18 protein-coding genes are annotated in these 15,981 nt (G+C 57.8%); 7 read left to right on the top strand and 11 right to left on the bottom strand.

The genetic code is table 11. From position 1 onward, the window contains the following. Positions 1 to 10 precede the first annotated feature (10 nt). Positions 11 to 1,399, top strand: coding sequence for a dihydrolipoyl dehydrogenase (gene lpdA, locus AC2FH6_RS06490; protein WP_496701753.1), 1,389 nt, complete (start codon positions 11 to 13; stop codon positions 1,397 to 1,399). Positions 1,400 to 1,416: 17 nt separating this feature from the next. On the opposite strand, the gene AC2FH6_RS06495 is transcribed toward lpdA, so the two are convergent. After that, complete coding sequence (locus AC2FH6_RS06495; RefSeq protein ID WP_496701755.1) at positions 1,417 to 1,995, bottom strand: TetR/AcrR family transcriptional regulator; 579 nt, start codon at positions 1,993 to 1,995, stop codon at positions 1,417 to 1,419. A 99-nt stretch (positions 1,996 to 2,094) separates the two neighbouring features. On the opposite strand from AC2FH6_RS06495, the gene AC2FH6_RS06500 reads away from it, so the two are divergent. Continuing rightward, positions 2,095 to 2,688: an NAD(P)H-dependent oxidoreductase gene (locus AC2FH6_RS06500; RefSeq protein ID WP_142635456.1), complete on the top strand. Its 594-nt coding sequence runs from the start codon at positions 2,095 to 2,097 to the stop codon at positions 2,686 to 2,688. 102 nt (positions 2,689 to 2,790) lie between these two features. Here the strand turns inward: AC2FH6_RS06500 and AC2FH6_RS06505 are convergent, their stop codons facing one another. From AC2FH6_RS06505 to AC2FH6_RS06525, 5 genes are all read right to left on the bottom strand, one after another. Next, positions 2,791 to 3,843: a sterol desaturase family protein gene (locus AC2FH6_RS06505; RefSeq protein ID WP_271948450.1), complete on the bottom strand. Its 1,053-nt coding sequence runs from the start codon at positions 3,841 to 3,843 to the stop codon at positions 2,791 to 2,793. 91 nt (positions 3,844 to 3,934) lie between these two features. Next, positions 3,935 to 4,540, bottom strand: coding sequence for a pyridoxamine 5'-phosphate oxidase family protein (locus AC2FH6_RS06510; RefSeq protein WP_496700916.1), 606 nt, complete (start codon positions 4,538 to 4,540; stop codon positions 3,935 to 3,937). After that, positions 4,527 to 5,267 (bottom strand): lysophospholipid acyltransferase family protein, encoded by a 741-nt coding sequence (locus AC2FH6_RS06515; protein ID WP_496701757.1) that lies wholly within the window; start codon positions 5,265 to 5,267, stop codon positions 4,527 to 4,529. Before AC2FH6_RS06515 ends, AC2FH6_RS06510 begins: the two co-directional genes overlap by 14 nt. Next, entirely contained in the window at positions 5,267 to 6,169 is a 903-nt protein-coding gene (locus AC2FH6_RS06520) for a cell division protein FtsX (RefSeq protein WP_496691807.1), read from the bottom strand. The genes AC2FH6_RS06515 and AC2FH6_RS06520 overlap by 1 nt, the downstream gene beginning before the upstream one ends. Further along, positions 6,166 to 6,843, bottom strand: coding sequence for a cell division ATP-binding protein FtsE (locus tag AC2FH6_RS06525; RefSeq protein ID WP_142635446.1), 678 nt, complete (start codon positions 6,841 to 6,843; stop codon positions 6,166 to 6,168). The genes AC2FH6_RS06520 and AC2FH6_RS06525 overlap by 4 nt, the downstream gene beginning before the upstream one ends. Positions 6,844 to 7,025: 182 nt before the next feature. On the opposite strand from AC2FH6_RS06525, the gene AC2FH6_RS06530 reads away from it, so the two are divergent. Next, a complete protein-coding gene (locus AC2FH6_RS06530) occupies positions 7,026 to 7,760 on the top strand; it encodes a zinc-ribbon domain-containing protein (protein WP_496691808.1) in 735 nt (244 codons plus the stop codon). On the opposite strand, the gene AC2FH6_RS06535 is transcribed toward AC2FH6_RS06530, so the two are convergent. The 5 genes from AC2FH6_RS06535 to argH form a co-directional block, all read right to left on the bottom strand. Next, a complete protein-coding gene (locus tag AC2FH6_RS06535) occupies positions 7,761 to 10,298 on the bottom strand; it encodes a TIGR02302 family protein (RefSeq protein WP_496701759.1) in 2,538 nt (845 codons plus the stop codon). Between the two features lie 37 nt (positions 10,299 to 10,335). Further along, entirely contained in the window at positions 10,336 to 11,601 is a 1,266-nt protein-coding gene (gene lysA / locus AC2FH6_RS06540; RefSeq protein WP_496701761.1) for a diaminopimelate decarboxylase, read from the bottom strand. Between the two features lie 65 nt (positions 11,602 to 11,666). Further along, positions 11,667 to 11,822, bottom strand: coding sequence for a hypothetical protein (locus AC2FH6_RS06545; protein ID WP_185956656.1), 156 nt, complete (start codon positions 11,820 to 11,822; stop codon positions 11,667 to 11,669). Positions 11,823 to 11,904: 82 nt separating this feature from the next. Next, on the bottom strand, positions 11,905 to 12,087 hold the full coding sequence (locus AC2FH6_RS06550; RefSeq protein ID WP_496700927.1) for an argininosuccinate lyase: 183 nt from the start codon (positions 12,085 to 12,087) through the stop codon (positions 11,905 to 11,907). Then, on the bottom strand, positions 12,087 to 13,475 hold the full coding sequence (gene argH / locus AC2FH6_RS06555; protein ID WP_496701763.1) for an argininosuccinate lyase: 1,389 nt from the start codon (positions 13,473 to 13,475) through the stop codon (positions 12,087 to 12,089). Before argH ends, AC2FH6_RS06550 begins: the two co-directional genes overlap by 1 nt. 21 nt (positions 13,476 to 13,496) lie before the next feature. Between argH and AC2FH6_RS06560 the strand changes: the two genes are divergently transcribed. The 4 genes from AC2FH6_RS06560 to AC2FH6_RS06575 all read left to right on the top strand — a co-directional run bounded on the left by AC2FH6_RS06560 (position 13,497) and on the right by AC2FH6_RS06575 (position 15,967). Continuing rightward, positions 13,497 to 14,063, top strand: a complete 567-nt coding sequence (locus AC2FH6_RS06560) for a TlpA disulfide reductase family protein (protein WP_271948463.1) — start codon at positions 13,497 to 13,499, stop codon at positions 14,061 to 14,063. A gap of 66 nt (positions 14,064 to 14,129) precedes the next feature. Further along, on the top strand, positions 14,130 to 14,495 hold the full coding sequence (locus tag AC2FH6_RS06565; RefSeq protein ID WP_496701765.1) for a dihydrodipicolinate reductase: 366 nt from the start codon (positions 14,130 to 14,132) through the stop codon (positions 14,493 to 14,495). Positions 14,496 to 14,612: 117 nt separating this feature from the next. After that, positions 14,613 to 14,999, top strand: coding sequence for a hypothetical protein (locus tag AC2FH6_RS06570; RefSeq protein ID WP_271948467.1), 387 nt, complete (start codon positions 14,613 to 14,615; stop codon positions 14,997 to 14,999). Further along, a complete protein-coding gene (locus AC2FH6_RS06575) occupies positions 14,996 to 15,967 on the top strand; it encodes a sterol desaturase family protein (protein ID WP_271948469.1) in 972 nt (323 codons plus the stop codon). The genes AC2FH6_RS06570 and AC2FH6_RS06575 overlap by 4 nt, the downstream gene beginning before the upstream one ends. Positions 15,968 to 15,981 lie beyond the last annotated feature (14 nt).

The following is a 15,981-nucleotide window of genomic DNA, read 5'->3' on the forward strand; positions in this document are numbered from 1 at the left end:
GACCGGACAAATGGCAAACTATGACGTCATCGTAATCGGAGCAGGCCCCGGCGGCTATGTCTGCGCCATCCGCTGCGCGCAGCTGGGGTTGAAAACCGCCGTGGTCGAAGGGCGTGAGACGCTGGGCGGCACCTGCCTGAACGTGGGCTGCATCCCGTCTAAGGCGTTGCTGCATGCCAGCCATCAGCTGCACGAGGCCGAGCATAACTTTGCCAAGATGGGCCTCAAGGGCAAAAGCCCTTCAGTCGATTGGAAGCAGATGCAGGCCTATAAGGACGAAGTCATTGACGGCAACACCAAGGGCATCGAATTCCTGTTCAAGAAGAACAAGATCGACTGGCTGAAAGGCTGGGGTTCGATCCCGGCCGCTGGGCAGGTCAAGGTCGGTGATGAGGTTCACGAAGCCAAGAACATCATCATCGCGTCCGGGTCCGAGCCTTCCGCGCTGCCTGGTGTTGAGGTGGATGAAAAGGTCGTCGTGACCTCAACCGGCGCGCTGGCGCTGGGCAAGATTCCGAAGAAGATGGTTGTCATCGGCGCAGGCGTGATCGGGCTGGAACTGGGCTCGGTCTACAGCCGTCTGGGTTCCGAAGTCACGGTGATCGAATTCCTCAAGGAAATCACCCCGGGGATGGACCCTGAGGTTCAGAAAACCTTCCAGCGCATCCTCAAGAAACAGGGCCTGAACTTTGTTATGGGTGCTGCGGTGCAAAAGACCGAAACCACCAAGACCAAGGCCAAGGTGACTTATAAGCTGCTGAAGGATGACAGCGAGCATGTGATTGACGCCGATACCGTCCTTGTCGCTACTGGGCGCAAACCGTTCTCGGATGGTTTGGGGCTGGACGCTTTGGGTGTTGAAATGACACCCCGCGGTCAGATCAAGGTAGGCGCCGATTGGCAGACTAACGTGCCGGGCGTCTATGCCATCGGCGACGTGACTGAAGGCCCGATGCTGGCGCATAAGGCCGAAGACGAGGGCATGGCCGCCGCCGAACAGGTTGCGGGCAAGCATGGGCATGTGAACTATGGCGTCATTCCGGGCGTGATCTACACCTGGCCCGAGGTCGCCAATGTCGGCGAGACCGAGGCGACGCTCAAAGAACAGGGCCGTGCCTATAAGGTCGGAAAGTTCATGTTCATGGGCAATGGCCGCGCCAAGGCGAACTTTGCCTCGGATGGTTTCGTCAAGATTCTGGCAGACAAGGAAACCGACCGCATTCTGGGCGCGCATATCATTGGCCCGGCTGCGGGTGATTTGATTCACGAGGTCTGCGTGGCGATGGAATTCGGCGCCTCGGCCGAAGATCTGGCGCTGACCTGTCACGCGCATCCGACATATTCCGAAGCGGTGCGTGAGGCGGCCCTGGCCTGCGGTGACGGGCCAATTCACAGCTAACAAAAGGACCCCGGTGACTAGGTCGCCGGGGTCAACCATGCATCCAGATAGACCCTCAACCGGTCGGTAAAACCGGTCGAGGCGTGCAAGGCGCAGAACTTCAGGGACATGGCCTGAATGGCAAAGGCCTGAACACCTTCGGCCAACAGCTCGGTCGGAATGTCCTGTCGGACATCCGCAGCGTCAAGCCACATCATGACCACACGGAAGTAGCGCTCAAAGCAAAATGCGATCGGTCCGATATCGGCGATAGCCGTCGCCCCCGAATATCTTATCAACAAGTCAAAGACATACCGTTCGGATGTCATGAAGCTGTGAACCGGTTGCAGGGCGGTCATGATATCATTCACCGATTTGGGCGCGGTCCCAGCCTCGGCCTGATCGAGGCAGGCATTCAGCCGATCTGCGATCAGAAGCTCCATCAAGGCATCCTTGTCGCGAAAATGCGCGAAGAACGTCCCTTTGGCGACGCCAGCGCTCTGGACGACCTCTTCTACCCTCAGCGCCTCGTATCCGCTGTTTTCAATGAGCGCCTCGGCAGCCGCCAAAAGCCGGGCCCGAGTTTTGAGAGTTCGTTTCTGGGGTGATTTTTGCATATGGTTAGCTCGCATGTTTTTTGACCATGGTCAAATTTTTATTGACCGCGGTCACTTTCTGATTCTATAAGTGACCACGGTCATTTTCAGGAGAGCCCCATGCAACCGAAGAAAATACTTGTCCTCGACGGACACCCCGCCGATAGCAGCCTGTCGCGGACCTTTGCCGAAACTTATGCCGACGCCGCCCGAGGCAAGGGACATGACGTGCGTCTGGTCCATCTAAGCGAGATGCAGTTCGACTTTGATTTTGGCCAGGGCAATTATCACGATTTCAAACCGCTAGAACCGGTTCTTGAGCAGGTATTGCAAGATTTCGAATGGAGCGAGCACCTGGTCTTGACCACGCCAATGTGGTGGGGCGGATTGCCCGCAAAGCTCAAAGGTCTGATCGACCGGATGTTCATCCCCGGACGCACCTTTGACACGCGAAACACCACCAAGATTGGATTGCCCGCCCCGATGCTGAGCGGACGCACCGCGCGCGTCATTCTGACATCAGATACGCCGGGTTGGTTCATGCGCCTGATCTATCGCCAGGCCCTGATCCGCCAGGTACGCGATCAGATATTGGGATTTGTTGGCTTCAAGCCGACCCGGTTCACCTATTTTGCCGGGGCAAGTTATCCCAAACCGGGTCACGTGGACCGCTGGGTCAGCAAGATCGCCAAGATCGGAGCCGCCGCGGCTTGAGGGCGTTTGCGTCACTATGCCCAGCCGAAACCACCGCCAAGGCGTTGCCGGGCACAGGCGATCAGCGGATCACGTCAGGCCGGCAACCACCGCAGATGCTCGCTATTTGACCGAATGGCGACTGGCGGCATCTGCATCGGGCGCTTGGTAAGACGATGGCCGCCGTTTCTTGTTCAGAATACGCCACGCATCTCTGAACGGCAGGAAATAGAGCTTCATGCAGGTGTCCATCTCGTGACCCTTGTCCTTCTCGGTCACGCCGAATTTCACGTCCCTGTTATCCTCGGGCATGATGTAGGTGCCGAACAACACATCCCAGAACGGAAACATGAAGGCGAAGTTTTTGTCCAGATGGTCCGGGTGGCAACTGTGATGCACGTGGTGATGCGCAGGCGAGGGAAAAACTTTCGACCACACACCCGGCCAACGCAACCAGATATGGGAATGTCGCAGATTATAACCTCCGACATTGAACAAGAACATCAGCACCGGCACGCCCAGCAATGCCGGCATGTTCGGCTGGTACCCTAACAGTCGAAACGCAAACCCGGTTACTGCGCCGGCACCAAACCCAATCGCAACATTGTAGAGGATATTGTCTATCGGATGTTCGCGAAAATTCGACAACGGGTGCATCACCTCGGCGCTGTGATGAACTTTGTGAAATTGCCACAACAGCGGGACCTTGTGCTGCAGGTAATGGGCTGCGTAGCCGATGAAATCCATAATCAGGAATAGAATGAGCATGTAGGTGAAGGTAGCCAAAGCCCCCAACCAGCCAACCAAGGGCTCTGCCCGGGGTGAGTTATTGGGGTCAAGCCCACCGCTTGCCCATTGATAGGACAAGGCAGCTGATCCGGCGAGCAGACCCAATATCAGAAAATGCCCGATCAGTTTGTGGAAAAAGAAATAGCGGATATCGAGCCATGCCGAAGGGTGGTCCCAGACCTTGCGGGGAAACAGAAACCCCAGAAAGCTGCTCTCACCGTCGACATGTGACGCGTTTCTGCGCTTCACGGCATAGATGGCGAAGGCAATCAGCAGAGAACTGCCAACATAAACATAGAAAATCCGGTTCGTGGGATCCAAAGGAGACGTAAACACATAGCGGGCGTGGTTCAGGAAAGAATCCCAAACTGAACTAAGCTGCTCCATTGACGGCTCCTGTAACCTGTATTTGCCTCACGGTTCTCTACTTACCTACCCGTGTGACGATTCTTTGACCAAACCTTGATAAGTAAACAGGCTACCACATCGTTTTTGCGGCGCGTTGCCCCCAGGCCTCATCATATTGCGTGCCACCTTCCTCGCCGTCTGACGCTTCGGCCAGGATTTCACCCATTGTCGGCAATATGGCGGCTTCGTCCCCGCTGCTCCAAGTCCGCGCACGCATCAGCGCACGGGCACACTGAGTGTAGACCTCTGTAATGTCGATGACGATCACGGTGGCCGGAAGCCTGCCTTGTTTTTCGAACCGGGTTCGAAGGTCTTGGTCCGCTGTCAGTCGGGCCGACCCGTTGACGCGCACAACATTGTTCGACCCTGGGACCATGAACATCAAGGACACACGCGGATCGCGCACGATATTGCGCAAGCTATCCAGCCGGTTGTTTCCGCGCCAGTCGGGCATCGCCAATGTCTTTGGATCCAGTTCCAGAACCACCGAACCATCATCGCCACGTGGGCTGCCATCGACCCCTTCGGGCCCAACCGTACTGAGTACGCATAGCCGCGAAGCCATGACCCATTGCCGGTACAGAGGCGTCAACCGGTGCGCTACTTTACGCAATGATGGGGCGCCCGGTGCGCCGTAATGTCCCTCGAGCGTTTCGATATCGTCAATGAACTGCATCAGGATCAAACCCCACTTCTGTCATCAAAGCGTTCGAGCGCGTCTCGATCACATCTTCCAATCGGTCCAGAAAGCGCGCACGTTCGACGCCGGGTTCTATCGGATCAAGGAAGTCGACGATCGCAAGGCCGGGTTTGCGCATCACGCCGCTTCGGGGCCAGAACACTCCGGCATTTGTTGCAACAGGTACGCAAGGGATTCCCAAGCCTTCGTACAGGACGGCAGTTCCAACCTTATACGGTTTGTGAACGCCTGGCGCGACACGGGTGCCCTGCGGATAGATCACCAACTGGCCAGGTTCTGTAAATTCCTTTGCCACATCCTGGACCATCTTGGCCACAGCAGCGCCCTTCTTGCCGCGATTGACCGGGATGCACCCCAGGCGGCTGGCGTAAAGCCCAATGACTGGCGTCCACAGTAATTCGCGCTTCATAATGAACTTGCCATGAGGAATCGCGCTAAAGATCATGATGATATCGAGGAAAGACTGGTGTTTGGCCCCGATGACCACCTCGTCCACTGGCACAGTCCCGCGAACTTCGCATCGAATACCAACCATCCAACGCGCCAGCCACATGGTTGTGCGCGCATAGGTCTTGCATGCATGTAACGCTCCGCGCTTTGCAAACATGGCGTAAGGAGCAAACACGAGGCCAAGGACCAGCATCCACACGTAGATCACGATCATGAAGACCAGTGAGCGGATCCATTGAATTGGAGTGGCCATTACGAAAGCTCCTTCAATTTGCGGTTTGCCGCAGTCCATGTGGCTAGAAAGGCCACCGCAGCACCCAGTACCGGGATGAGGGCTGGCAACAGCCACCCTGCCCCCTGAAAGCCCAGGCCCGTCAGAAAGCCGCCCTCGTCCGACGATGCCTCGGGCAGCAACAACACACCTGTCATTCCGAACAGCACACCAACCATCGCACCAAAAAATGCGCGGTAGGTGAAGCGGCGAACAAACGCATTGGCAATAAATCGATCCCGGGCCCCGACAAGACGCAGCACTTCGATAATCTGCGCGTTGGCTGCCAGCGACGCATTGGCCGCCAATGTGATCATGGCGGCGGTCGCTCCGCCAATCAGAAGGATTGAGACCCAGCCAAGCCTCCAGAGCGAGCGGGCCGCATCAACCAAAGGTTCGCGCCAGCGCGAGTGGTCGTCCAGTACGGCTCCGGGCACCTCGGCCCCAAGACGCAGGCGCAATCCTGCTGCATCCAGACCTGGCTCACCTTCGAAAATTTCGATCAACTGCGGCACGGGCAGCGTGTCCAGTGGCAAATCCGGGCCAAACCAAGGCGACAACAGCGCAATCTGCTCCTCGATGGTCAACGCCCGGGCAGAGGCGACACCGGGTGTTTGCGACAACACCGTCAGCGCGGTTTCAGTCTGGGCGGCCATCTGGTCGGCCGGGGCATTGATCCGCACCGTGGCAGCGCCGGCAAGTTCGCTTGCCCAGCGGTCTGCCACTCGCCCCGACGCCAATGACAGAGCCAGCGCGAACACCGCAAGAAAGCCCATCGCACCGGACACGAACAGTGTGAGATGTGCAGTATAGCCAGTGGGCGGAACAACTCGGTCGGCACGACCATCACGTTTCAACAGGTTGCGGAAAGTTTCCACGTTCATAGATCCGCCCCCGCCAGTTGAATTTGGCGCTGCGAGATGCGCAAAACACGCGCCTGCACCTGGCTTTTCGCCGCACGGATCAGGCTAAGATCATGGGTCGCAATCAAGACTGTCTTGCCCATCTTGTTCAACTCGACCAGCAGGCGCAAAAGTCGCTGAGACATTTCCCAATCCACATTGCCCGTCGGCTCATCGGCCAGCACGACATCCGGCGACAGCATCACCGCACGGGCCAGCGCCGCACGCTGGCGTTCACCGCCTGACAGCTCTGGTGGCAGCGCGTCAAGACGCGCACCCAGCCCGACCCAGTTTAACAGATCTGACAGATCTGTTTGCTCGGCAATTTCCGCCTTACCGGATACCATCAACGGCAAAGCGACATTCTCGGCCAAAGTCATGTGATCCAGAAACCGGCAATCCTGATGCACCACACCTATCCGGCGGCGCATCAGGGCCATCTGATCGCGGTTAAGGCGGGCGATATCCTGATCGAACACGCTCAGCCTTCCCGATGTGGGCAGCAATGCGCCATAGCAGAGCTTTAACAGGGTTGTTTTGCCAGCACCGGACGGCCCGGTCAGGAAATGAAACGACCCCGGTTGAAGCTTAAGCGATACGTCGCTCAGCAATTCACCTCCACCATAGGTGTAGCTGACATGGTCCAGCTCGATCACGGGGGCCCCCAATTTTTGTGCCGCTCTTCTTGCCCCAGCGCGGTTCAGGTTTCAATGCCCGTACCGGGTCCAAATGGTGACACTTGGCCCGCGAAACCGAAAACGCGCTTTGCTGTTTGGTTCTAACGGAATATCATTCTTAAAAAAACTATTATCAGGCCAACCCCCGGCCCGGAGGCAGCATGCGTCTTACTTGTCCCAACTGCAGTGCCCAATACGAGGTGCCAGACGAGGTCATTCCAGAGGAAGGCCGCGATGTTCAGTGTTCGAATTGCGAGAAAACGTGGTTCCAGGCCAAACATCCGGCGGATCCAACCGTTGAGCAACCTGCAGATGAAACGACTGCCGAGGATAAGGCTGTTCCACCGGCGGAGCCAGAAACCGCCGACCAGACCGAGCCCGAGCCCGAAGCCACACCAAAGGATGGTGCGCCGGTCAGCAATGTGGATCCTTCGGTCGCCGATATACTGAAGGAAGAAGCCGCACGCGAAGCCGAATTGCGGGCCCAGGAAGGCAGCAGTCTTGAAAGCCAGCCTGATCTTGCTCTTGATCCACCTTCCGAGCCGGAACCAGACCCCGAACAGGCGGTCAAGGAACTGACAGCTACAGAAACCGCTAAAGATTCCGGGCAAGGTGACGCCCTGCCCGATGTCGAAACGATCAATTCCGGATTCCGCGGCGACGCCTCTGCAGATGCGCCTGAGGCATCAGCGCCTGCGCCCCCCAAATCCGGCGGCTTTCTGCGTGGGTTCGCTCTGATCTTGATACTTGGTGTGATCCTGTTCCTGATCTACGGCAATGCTCCGCAAATCAGTGAGGCTGTTCCTCAGGCGGATGCAGTTCTCAAACCTTATGTGTCTTTGGTGGATCAAGCCCGGCTTTGGCTGGATACCCAGGCTGGCGCTTCTCAGAACTGATCAGAACCGTTCAAGCAGGCGCTTGAGATATTCCAATTCAATCTCGGGGCGTTCGGATTCACCGGTCCGGCGGCGAATTTCGTCCAGCAACTCGCGCGCACGGCGATAAACGTCCTCACCCTGCAGCAGGCTCTCATCGGTTGACATCGACCCGTTTGCCCCAGGGTTGCGGCCCAGTGGATCGCGGTTGTTGGCCTGCATGTCGCCTTCCTGGCTGCCTTGACCTGGTTGATTCTGCTGGTTCTGGGCCAAGGCCTCACCTAACGAGCGCATCCCTTCCCGCAGCGCATCCATCGCTTCGGACTGGTTGTCGATAGCATCGGCCAGCTCGTCATTCCGCAGAGCCTGCTCAGCCTCATCCATGGCGCGGCCAGCGCGCCCAAGCGCATCACGGGCGGCTTCGCCTTCCGGAGTACCGGCACCGGGCAGGTTTTGTTGCTGGCGGCCCAGCTCATCGCGCAGGGCCTGTTGACGATCGGCCAGCGAACCCTGACCCTGCTGACCTTCATCAGCCTGGTCCGAACCCTGCCCCTGTCCGCCCTGGCCTTCGTGGCTCTGACCACGGCCCTGACCGCCATTGCGGCCCTGATTGCCCTGGTTTTCACCAGTCTGCGCACCGGGATTGAACTGCTCTTGCAGATCGCGGAAAGCCTGATCGCTCAGCCCCTGTTGATCGCGCAATGTCTCTGCCAAACCCTCCATCGCCTGTTGGCCTTCGGATTGCTGACCTTGACCCTGACCTTGCGTGACGCGCATGTTCTCCATCATCTGCTGGAATTCCTCCAGCGCCTGCTGCGCCTCGGCCATACGGCCCTGCTCCATCAGATCCTGAATTCGATCCATCATCCGTTGCAGATCATCCTGCGTCATTTGCAAGGATTCACCGTCTTGCCCCTGCTGACCTTCTTCGCCGTTCTGCTCTGCCAACCGCTGTAACTGTTGCAGATAGTCCTGGGTGGCCTCGCGCAGCTCTTGCATCAGCTCAGCGATCTCTTCGTCGCTTGCCCCGTTCTGCATCGCCTCCGTCAGGCGCTCCTGCGCCCGGCGCATCCGCTCAAGAGCGTCGGCAAGCGTGCCGTCCTCGATCAATACGGCCAGCTTCCATAGTGAGGCCGCGATTTCTTCCTGCTGCGTCGGCTTCAACCCGTATTCGGTAAATGTCTCAAGCCGCCGAAGTGTCACCCGCAGGCGTAAATAGGCCGTATCCGAGCGGAACAGGTCCTCGGGCAGATACGATACCGCCCGCAGAATCTGAGATACCCGTTTCGCGTTGTCCCGTGACCACAGCAGATCGCGCCGCTGTTCAACGATCGCAGCCGCCAGCGGATCAAAGAACCGACGCGCCGGAAGTGCTGTTGTATAGGGTTCAGACTGCCCTTGCTGATCGGCAGCATCACGCGCCATCAAAGTGATCTTTACTGGCAGATGCGCCCAGGGATGTTGTGAGAAATCCTCGATCAGATTCTCGGTGAAATCGGCCCGGTCGCCTGTAATGGGCATCGGTAACTCAACCTCGATCACCTCACGCGGTTCTGGAATCGCCATCAGACCATAGCGGCGATCAATTGCATCCAGATCCAGTTCGATCAGGGCAGAGCCTGCTATCACACCGTAATCATCTTTCGCCGCAAAGGGCAGTTTCATCTGGCCGCCTGCTTCGGATTTGGCAACGTCCGACACGGTGATCAGTGGAGACGTATCTGCGATCACTTCCAACGCCCAATCGCGCCCGGAAGGCCCGTCTATCGTCATTTGGCCCGAACGTTCGACGACAAATTCCTGTTCAGGGTCGGTGACCGCTTCCGTGCCCAGCGGTGTCGAGGTTTCGGTCAAGCTGTGCGCACCGACCTCGCCGTAGAATCGCAATGTGATGCGGCTGCCTTGCGGGACCGAAAGTGTCGGGTCGGATTGATCCGCCAGATAGAGCGTTGGCAAGCCGGTATAGCGTGGCGGCTCGACCCAGCCTTCCCAACTTGGTCCCTGCCCGGCAACAGCTGCACCCGGTGTCATCTCTGTCACGGATCCTATGCGCCAAAATGAGCCGAAAAGCACGGCAATCACCAGCGCCAGCAAAGCTATGAACCGCAGAGCATAGGGGTCGCGGTCGGCCAGTCGGAGATCGGGCTTTACCGGCGCAGCCTGTGCGGCACGTTCCGCCATACGCGCCTGATGAGCCCGCCACAGGGCCACAGAATCAGCATCCATCGCGCCGATGGCCTGTTCATCCATCAGAGCCTGGATAGGACGCCCTGGCAGGGTCTCATCCATCCGGATCAACGCTTCGTTTCGTGTCGGGATACGGAACCGCCGCGCGCCGTGGATCAGTGCAACCAACAGCCCAAACAACGCCGCCGACCCCGTGACCCAAACGGTTTCCACCCCGACATGGTCCTGCAGTCCGAGCATCAGTGCGGCCAACAGCGCCATGGAAATTGAGAAAAACGGCCAGAAAGACCGCCAAACCTGCTCGCTTAGCATCCCCACCTGCGTTAGCAGCAAAGACAATCTGGGGATCGGCAAGGTTTCTCTTGCGGTCAAGTCGGGCCTCCGTTCACCGGCCCGCGCGTCTATTGCGTCAGAGCCACTCGGGTATGGTATCGCGGTTTATGATTTCGTCAAAGCTCGGACGTTCACGAATTACGGCAAATTGATCTCCGTGCACCAGAACTTCAGGTATCAGGGGCCGCGTGTTGTATTCGCTGGACATGACCGCGCCATAGGCCCCTGCGCTGCGAAAGGCGACCAGATCACCAGCACCCAGTGGCGGCATCTGCCGTTGCTTGGCAAATGTATCGCCGCTTTCGCAAACCGGACCGACGATATCATAGGGTTGCTGTTCCGTGCCCGGCACGGGTTCGATCACCGGTACGATATCGTGATAGGCTTCGTACATGGCCGGGCGGATCAGGTCGTTCATGGCACCGTCGAGGATCAGGAAATCCCGGCCCTCGCCGGATTTCACATAAATCACTTTGCTGACCATCAAACCAGCATTACCGGCAATTAGGCGGCCCGGCTCTATTTCGATTTCGCATCCCAGATGACCCAGAGTGTCTTTGATCAGCGCACCGTATTCCAAAGGCAGCGGCGGCGCGTCGTTCGAGCGCGCATAGGGAATGCCCAGCCCCCCACCCAGATCAAGGCGGCGAATATTGTGACCCTCATTGCGCAGCGTCTCAGTCAGCTCAGCAACCTTCTGATAGGCCAATGCAAAAGGCTCTAGCTCGGTCAGTTGCGAGCCGATATGGACGTCGATGCCAATGACCTCCAGCCCGGGCAGGCTGGCAGCATGGGCATAGACTTCTGACGCGCGGGCGATCGGAATGCCGAATTTATTCTCGGATTTTCCGGTGGCGATTTTGGCGTGGGTCTTGGCGTCCACATCCGGATTTACCCTAACGGTGATCGGAGCAACGACGCCCAAATCAAGCGCAACGGCGTTGATCACCTCCATCTCGGGTTCGGATTCCACGTTGAACTGACGAATGCCACCGGTCAGAGCGGTGCGAATTTCTTCGGCTGTTTTGCCAACGCCCGAAAACACGATCTTACCGCCGGGCACTCCGGCAGCTTTGGCCCGCAGGTATTCCCCACCCGAAACAACGTCCATCCCCGCGCCTGCCTCGGCAAGCGTCTTCAGGATTGCCTGATTGCTGGCGGCCTTCATCGCATAACATACGAGGTGGTCGGTCCCGTCCAACGCCTCATCGAACAGCTGGAAATGACGCAGCAGCGTCGCCGTCGAATAGACGTAAAAGGGTGTCCCAACCGCAGCTGCGATTTCGGAGATCGGGACATCCTCGGCGTAAAGCGCGCCGTCGCGGTAAAGAAAGTGATCCATAAAGACGCGCTTAGACCAAAATGCCCCGGCGGATCAATGGATTCTACGCAAACAGGGGTGTCGCGTCATTCAATATGCGAAACGCCGACCCGCCCATAACCGGATATCGAAATTCCAGATCCGCCGGATTGGGGTTCGGGATCGGGTCGCGGTTTATAGGATGGGTCGCAAGCCGCAAGAATGGCGAGGCCAAAGAACAGGCCTAGAATCTTCATATTCATTTCTTTTTCCAAGGTTTACGGCCGAGCGTCATTGATCGGCCTGAAATGGGAACTGAGTGCTGAAACTGCAACTCGGGAAACACTACCGCCCGAGAAAAACGCTCAGGGGGCCGCGTTGCAGGCCAACGCCGCCCCCGACATAGGCGCCGCTGGTGCCGACGCCGATATTGGCGCTCATCGTTGGTTGGATCGGTTCGCCATCCGCACCGCATCCGGCCAGGGTTACCCCTGCCAGCACAAACAGAGCCGCAGTCAGAATTCGCATTACACCAACGCCTTCCATCGCTTGACCTGAGCCCGCACCTGATCCGGTGCCGTGCCGCCGTAAGACTGGCGCGAGTTTACCGAATTTTGCACCGTAAGGACAGAAAAGACGTCATCGGTGATCTCCGCATGCACTGTTTGCATATCCGCAAGCGTCAGGTCCGGCAGATCGCAGCCCTTGCTCTCGGCCATCGCAACCAGCGATCCGGTGACGTGATGGGCATCGCGGAACGGCAGGCCCAGAACGCGCACCAGCCAGTCGGCCAGATCAGTCGCGGTCGAAAAACCCGACCCTGCAGCCGCAGCCAGGCTTTCGCGGTTGGCGGTCATATCCTTGACCATGCCTTCCATCGCTGCCAGCGCCAGCATCCAGTTATCGGCAGCGTCAAAAACCTGTTCCTTGTCTTCCTGCATGTCCTTGGAATAGGCCAGCGGCAAGCCCTTCATCACCATCATCAGCGCGGTGTTGGCGCCATAAATGCGCCCGACCTTGGCACGGATCAGTTCTGCCGCATCCGGGTTCTTCTTTTGCGGCATGATAGACGAGCCAGTCGAAAAACGGTCAGACAGGGTGACAAAGCGGAACTGGGCAGAAGACCAGATCACCAGTTCTTCGGCAAAGCGCGACAGGTGCATTGCACAGATCGAAGCAGTTGACAGAAATTCCAGCGCAAAATCGCGGTCACTGACGGCGTCCAGCGAATTGGCAGTGGGACGGTCAAAGCCCAGCGCCTCGGCGGTCATGACCCGATCAATAGGGAACGAGGTTCCAGCCAGCGCGGCAGCCCCCAGTGGGGATTCGTTCATCCGCGCGCGGGCATCGCGGACGCGGGACAGATCACGCCCGAACATTTCGACATAAGCCATCATGTGATGACCCCAGGTCACAGGCTGGGCGGTTTGCAGATGGGTAAAGCCCGGCATGACCCAGTCCGCCCCGGCCTCTGCCTGCGCCAAAAGCGCGCGGATTAGGGCCAGCAGACCGGCATCGGCGGCATCGAACTGATCACGCACCCACAATTTGAAATCGGTCGCCACCTGGTCATTGCGCGACCGGCCTGTGTGCAAACGGCCCGCAGGTTCGCCAATGATCTCTTTCAGGCGCGCCTCGACGTTCATGTGGATGTCTTCCAGAGCTGTCGAGAACTGAAACGCGCCGTTCTGGATTTCTGACAATACGGTGAGCAGCCCTTCCCGAATAGCTTCAGCATCACTATCAGTTATAACGCCTGTGGCAGCCAACATGGCGGCATGGGCGCGCGAGCCTGCAATGTCCTGGGCTGCCATCCGCTGATCGAACCCGATCGAGGCATTGATTGCCTCCATGATCGCGTCTGGACCGGCGGCAAAGCGGCCGCCCCACATCTGGTTCGAAGATTGATCGGTCATGTAAGAAAACCCGGAGTTGATATGCGCCTATTTCGTCTGATCCCCCTTTATATGGCCCTTGCGCTAGGTGCAAACGCGGCTTTGGCCACAGATGCGGAAACTCTGGGTCCGCTGCGCGAAGGCACCCTGAAGCGGTTGATCCTGCACAAAGAGCCCAAACCGCACACCTTGGTCGAATTTCAGTTGGAAGATGACGGTGGCACCGCAACGCTTGCCGACTATCAGGGCAAATACGTTCTGCTGAACTTTTGGGCCACATGGTGCGCACCGTGCCGCAAGGAAATGCCTCAGATCGCCGAGTTGCAGGCGGAATTCGGGGGTGACAAATTCGAAGTCCTGACATTGGCCACCGGGCGCAACTCACCCGCGGGGATCAAGAAGTTTTTCGAGGAAAACAACATCGAGAACCTGCCGCGCCATCAAGATCCAGGCTCGGCTGTGGCACGTGAGTTCGGTGTCATTGCCCTGCCAATCACGGTCATTCTTGACCCCGATGGCAATGAAGTCGCCCGCCTGATCGGGGATGCCGAGTGGAATTCAGACAGTGCCAAGGCGATTATTGCGGCACTGGTCGCGGAAGAAAGCTAAGGTCGTTTTCCTGAAGTCCTGAATTTATGATAGCCTCCCCGTCGTTGTAGCGAGGAGGCTTTCTTTATGAAGAACGTATTCACTCTGGCCATTGCTGCCTGTCTGGTTTTGGGCTCGGCATTGGTTGCCGAGGCCAAAGACATCAAGAAAGAACAAGATTTTCTGAATGCTGTCACCGGTAAGAAACTGGTGGATGGCGGCACCTGGGTGCTTATTTCACCCGACGGGAAGATTTCCGGGCAAACCAGCGACAAGGTCAAATTCTCGGGCGCGTGGATCTGGAACAAACGTTTTTGGTGCCGAACGCTTGTTGTTGGCGGAAATCAGATCCCGCAGGATTGCCAGAAAGTAACGATAGAAGGGAACCAGGTGACCTTTACCCGCAACAAGGGCAAGGGTGATTCCGGGGGGACCTATACGATTACCAACTGACCTCTTTGCACGGGTAGCGTGATTCCCAACCGGTGCTTCAGGTCGAATTTCAGCTTACGCGACGCCACCTTTGACAGCCAAGCCTCCGCTTTGCAGTTTGTGGGTCAGGAGGAAGTCATGCCGCTGGAGATATTGTTGGTTCTGGTCGTTGGGGGGATCGGCGGAATTACTATTCTGCTGCATCTGACGGGCCGTTCGCGGCAGTTTGCCCTGACACCTGATCTGGCGCGCGCGCAATGGTCTCGCCATTTCCCAGATGACGTGATCGCAGATGTAACCGTAGCGCATGACCAACGTTCCGCGCTGATCCGAACCACAACCGGTTCGGGCCTTTTGTGGTCGTTCGGCGCGGATACCGTGGCCCGCCACCTGCAGGATTATGACTGGATCGAGCATCCGGACGGATTCGAAGTTCAGTTTCATGATTTCGGAACCCCCTCAACCCGCATCCACCTCGATGACATCGAACGCGCCCACTGGCGACACTTGATGGAGCCCGCATGACCGACCAGATTTCCTTTCCCGATGCCGTGCAATGGGCAGTCCCGTTCTTTATCGCCGCAATTCTGGCCGAGTTCGTCTGGATCGCTTTCAAAGGCCGGGGCGGGCGCTATGAAACGCGGGATGCGGTCACCTCGCTGATCATGGGCGCGGGCAATATTGCCTCGGGGTTTCTGCTGGGTTTCATCGCCTACGGGTTCTTTATGTGGTTGTGGCAGATTACTCCGCTGAACCTGGGCACCTCGATCCCGGTGATTATCCTGTGCTTTTTGCTGGACGATTTGCGTTACTATTGGGTGCATCGGTTCGGGCATCGCATCCGTTGGGTCTGGGCCAGCCATGTGAACCATCATAGCTCTCAGCATTACAACCTGACCACGGCGTTGCGTCAGACCTGGACTTATACATTCACCTTCATGATGGTCGTGCGCGCGCCGCTGATCCTGCTGGGGTTTCATCCGGCAATGGTTCTGTTTGTCGGCGGTCTGAACCTGATCTATCAGTTCTGGATTCACACCGAGGCCATCGGCAAGATGCCCCGCTGGTTCGAGGCGGTTATGAACACCCCCAGCCACCACCGCGCCCATCATGGCCGCAACGCGCGCTATCTGGATTGCAACTATGCCGGCGTGTTCATCATCTGGGACAAAATGTTCGGCACCTTTGTGCCAGAGCAGATCGATGACAAAGTCGACTATGGGTTGGTTCACAATATCGGAACCTTCAACCCGTTGCGCGTCGCCTTTCACGAATGGGTCGGAATCTGGCAGGATGCCACGCAATCGGGGCTAACTTTGCGCCAGCGGTTGGCCTATTGCTTTGCCCCACCCGGTTACAGCCATGACGGGAGCCGGGATAGCTCGGAGCAGATCAAAGCCAAGCATATCTCGCGCAATCCCAGGGATCGAGGGACGCCCGGATTTGAGCATTTTGAGACCGAAACGCACAAATCCGAGGCAAAACAAGCTTGAATCCGCCGGTCACG

The sequence above is a fragment of the Ruegeria sp. CDSC045 genome (genome assembly GCF_059610725.1).

What these genes read in the sequence shown, in the direction of transcription:
- lpdA (WP_496701753.1), top strand. Translation starts at nt 11, where the DNA reads ATGGCAAACTATGACGTCATCGTAATCGGAGCAGGCCCCGGCGGCTAT.
- AC2FH6_RS06495 (WP_496701755.1), bottom strand. Translation starts at nt 1,995, where the DNA reads ATGCAAAAATCACCCCAGAAACGAACTCTCAAAACTCGGGCCCGGCTT.
- AC2FH6_RS06500 (WP_142635456.1), top strand. Translation starts at nt 2,095, where the DNA reads ATGCAACCGAAGAAAATACTTGTCCTCGACGGACACCCCGCCGATAGC.
- AC2FH6_RS06505 (WP_271948450.1), bottom strand. Translation starts at nt 3,843, where the DNA reads ATGGAGCAGCTTAGTTCAGTTTGGGATTCTTTCCTGAACCACGCCCGC.
- AC2FH6_RS06510 (WP_496700916.1), bottom strand. Translation starts at nt 4,540, where the DNA reads ATGCAGTTCATTGACGATATCGAAACGCTCGAGGGACATTACGGCGCA.
- AC2FH6_RS06515 (WP_496701757.1), bottom strand. Translation starts at nt 5,267, where the DNA reads ATGGCCACTCCAATTCAATGGATCCGCTCACTGGTCTTCATGATCGTG.
- AC2FH6_RS06520 (WP_496691807.1), bottom strand. Translation starts at nt 6,169, where the DNA reads ATGAACGTGGAAACTTTCCGCAACCTGTTGAAACGTGATGGTCGTGCC.
- AC2FH6_RS06530 (WP_496691808.1), top strand. Translation starts at nt 7,026, where the DNA reads ATGCGTCTTACTTGTCCCAACTGCAGTGCCCAATACGAGGTGCCAGAC.
- lysA (WP_496701761.1), bottom strand. Translation starts at nt 11,601, where the DNA reads ATGGATCACTTTCTTTACCGCGACGGCGCGCTTTACGCCGAGGATGTC.
- AC2FH6_RS06545 (WP_185956656.1), bottom strand. Translation starts at nt 11,822, where the DNA reads ATGAATATGAAGATTCTAGGCCTGTTCTTTGGCCTCGCCATTCTTGCG.
- AC2FH6_RS06550 (WP_496700927.1), bottom strand. Translation starts at nt 12,087, where the DNA reads ATGCGAATTCTGACTGCGGCTCTGTTTGTGCTGGCAGGGGTAACCCTG.
- argH (WP_496701763.1), bottom strand. Translation starts at nt 13,475, where the DNA reads ATGACCGATCAATCTTCGAACCAGATGTGGGGCGGCCGCTTTGCCGCC.
- AC2FH6_RS06560 (WP_271948463.1), top strand. Translation starts at nt 13,497, where the DNA reads ATGCGCCTATTTCGTCTGATCCCCCTTTATATGGCCCTTGCGCTAGGT.
- AC2FH6_RS06565 (WP_496701765.1), top strand. Translation starts at nt 14,130, where the DNA reads ATGAAGAACGTATTCACTCTGGCCATTGCTGCCTGTCTGGTTTTGGGC.
- AC2FH6_RS06570 (WP_271948467.1), top strand. Translation starts at nt 14,613, where the DNA reads ATGCCGCTGGAGATATTGTTGGTTCTGGTCGTTGGGGGGATCGGCGGA.
- AC2FH6_RS06575 (WP_271948469.1), top strand. Translation starts at nt 14,996, where the DNA reads ATGACCGACCAGATTTCCTTTCCCGATGCCGTGCAATGGGCAGTCCCG.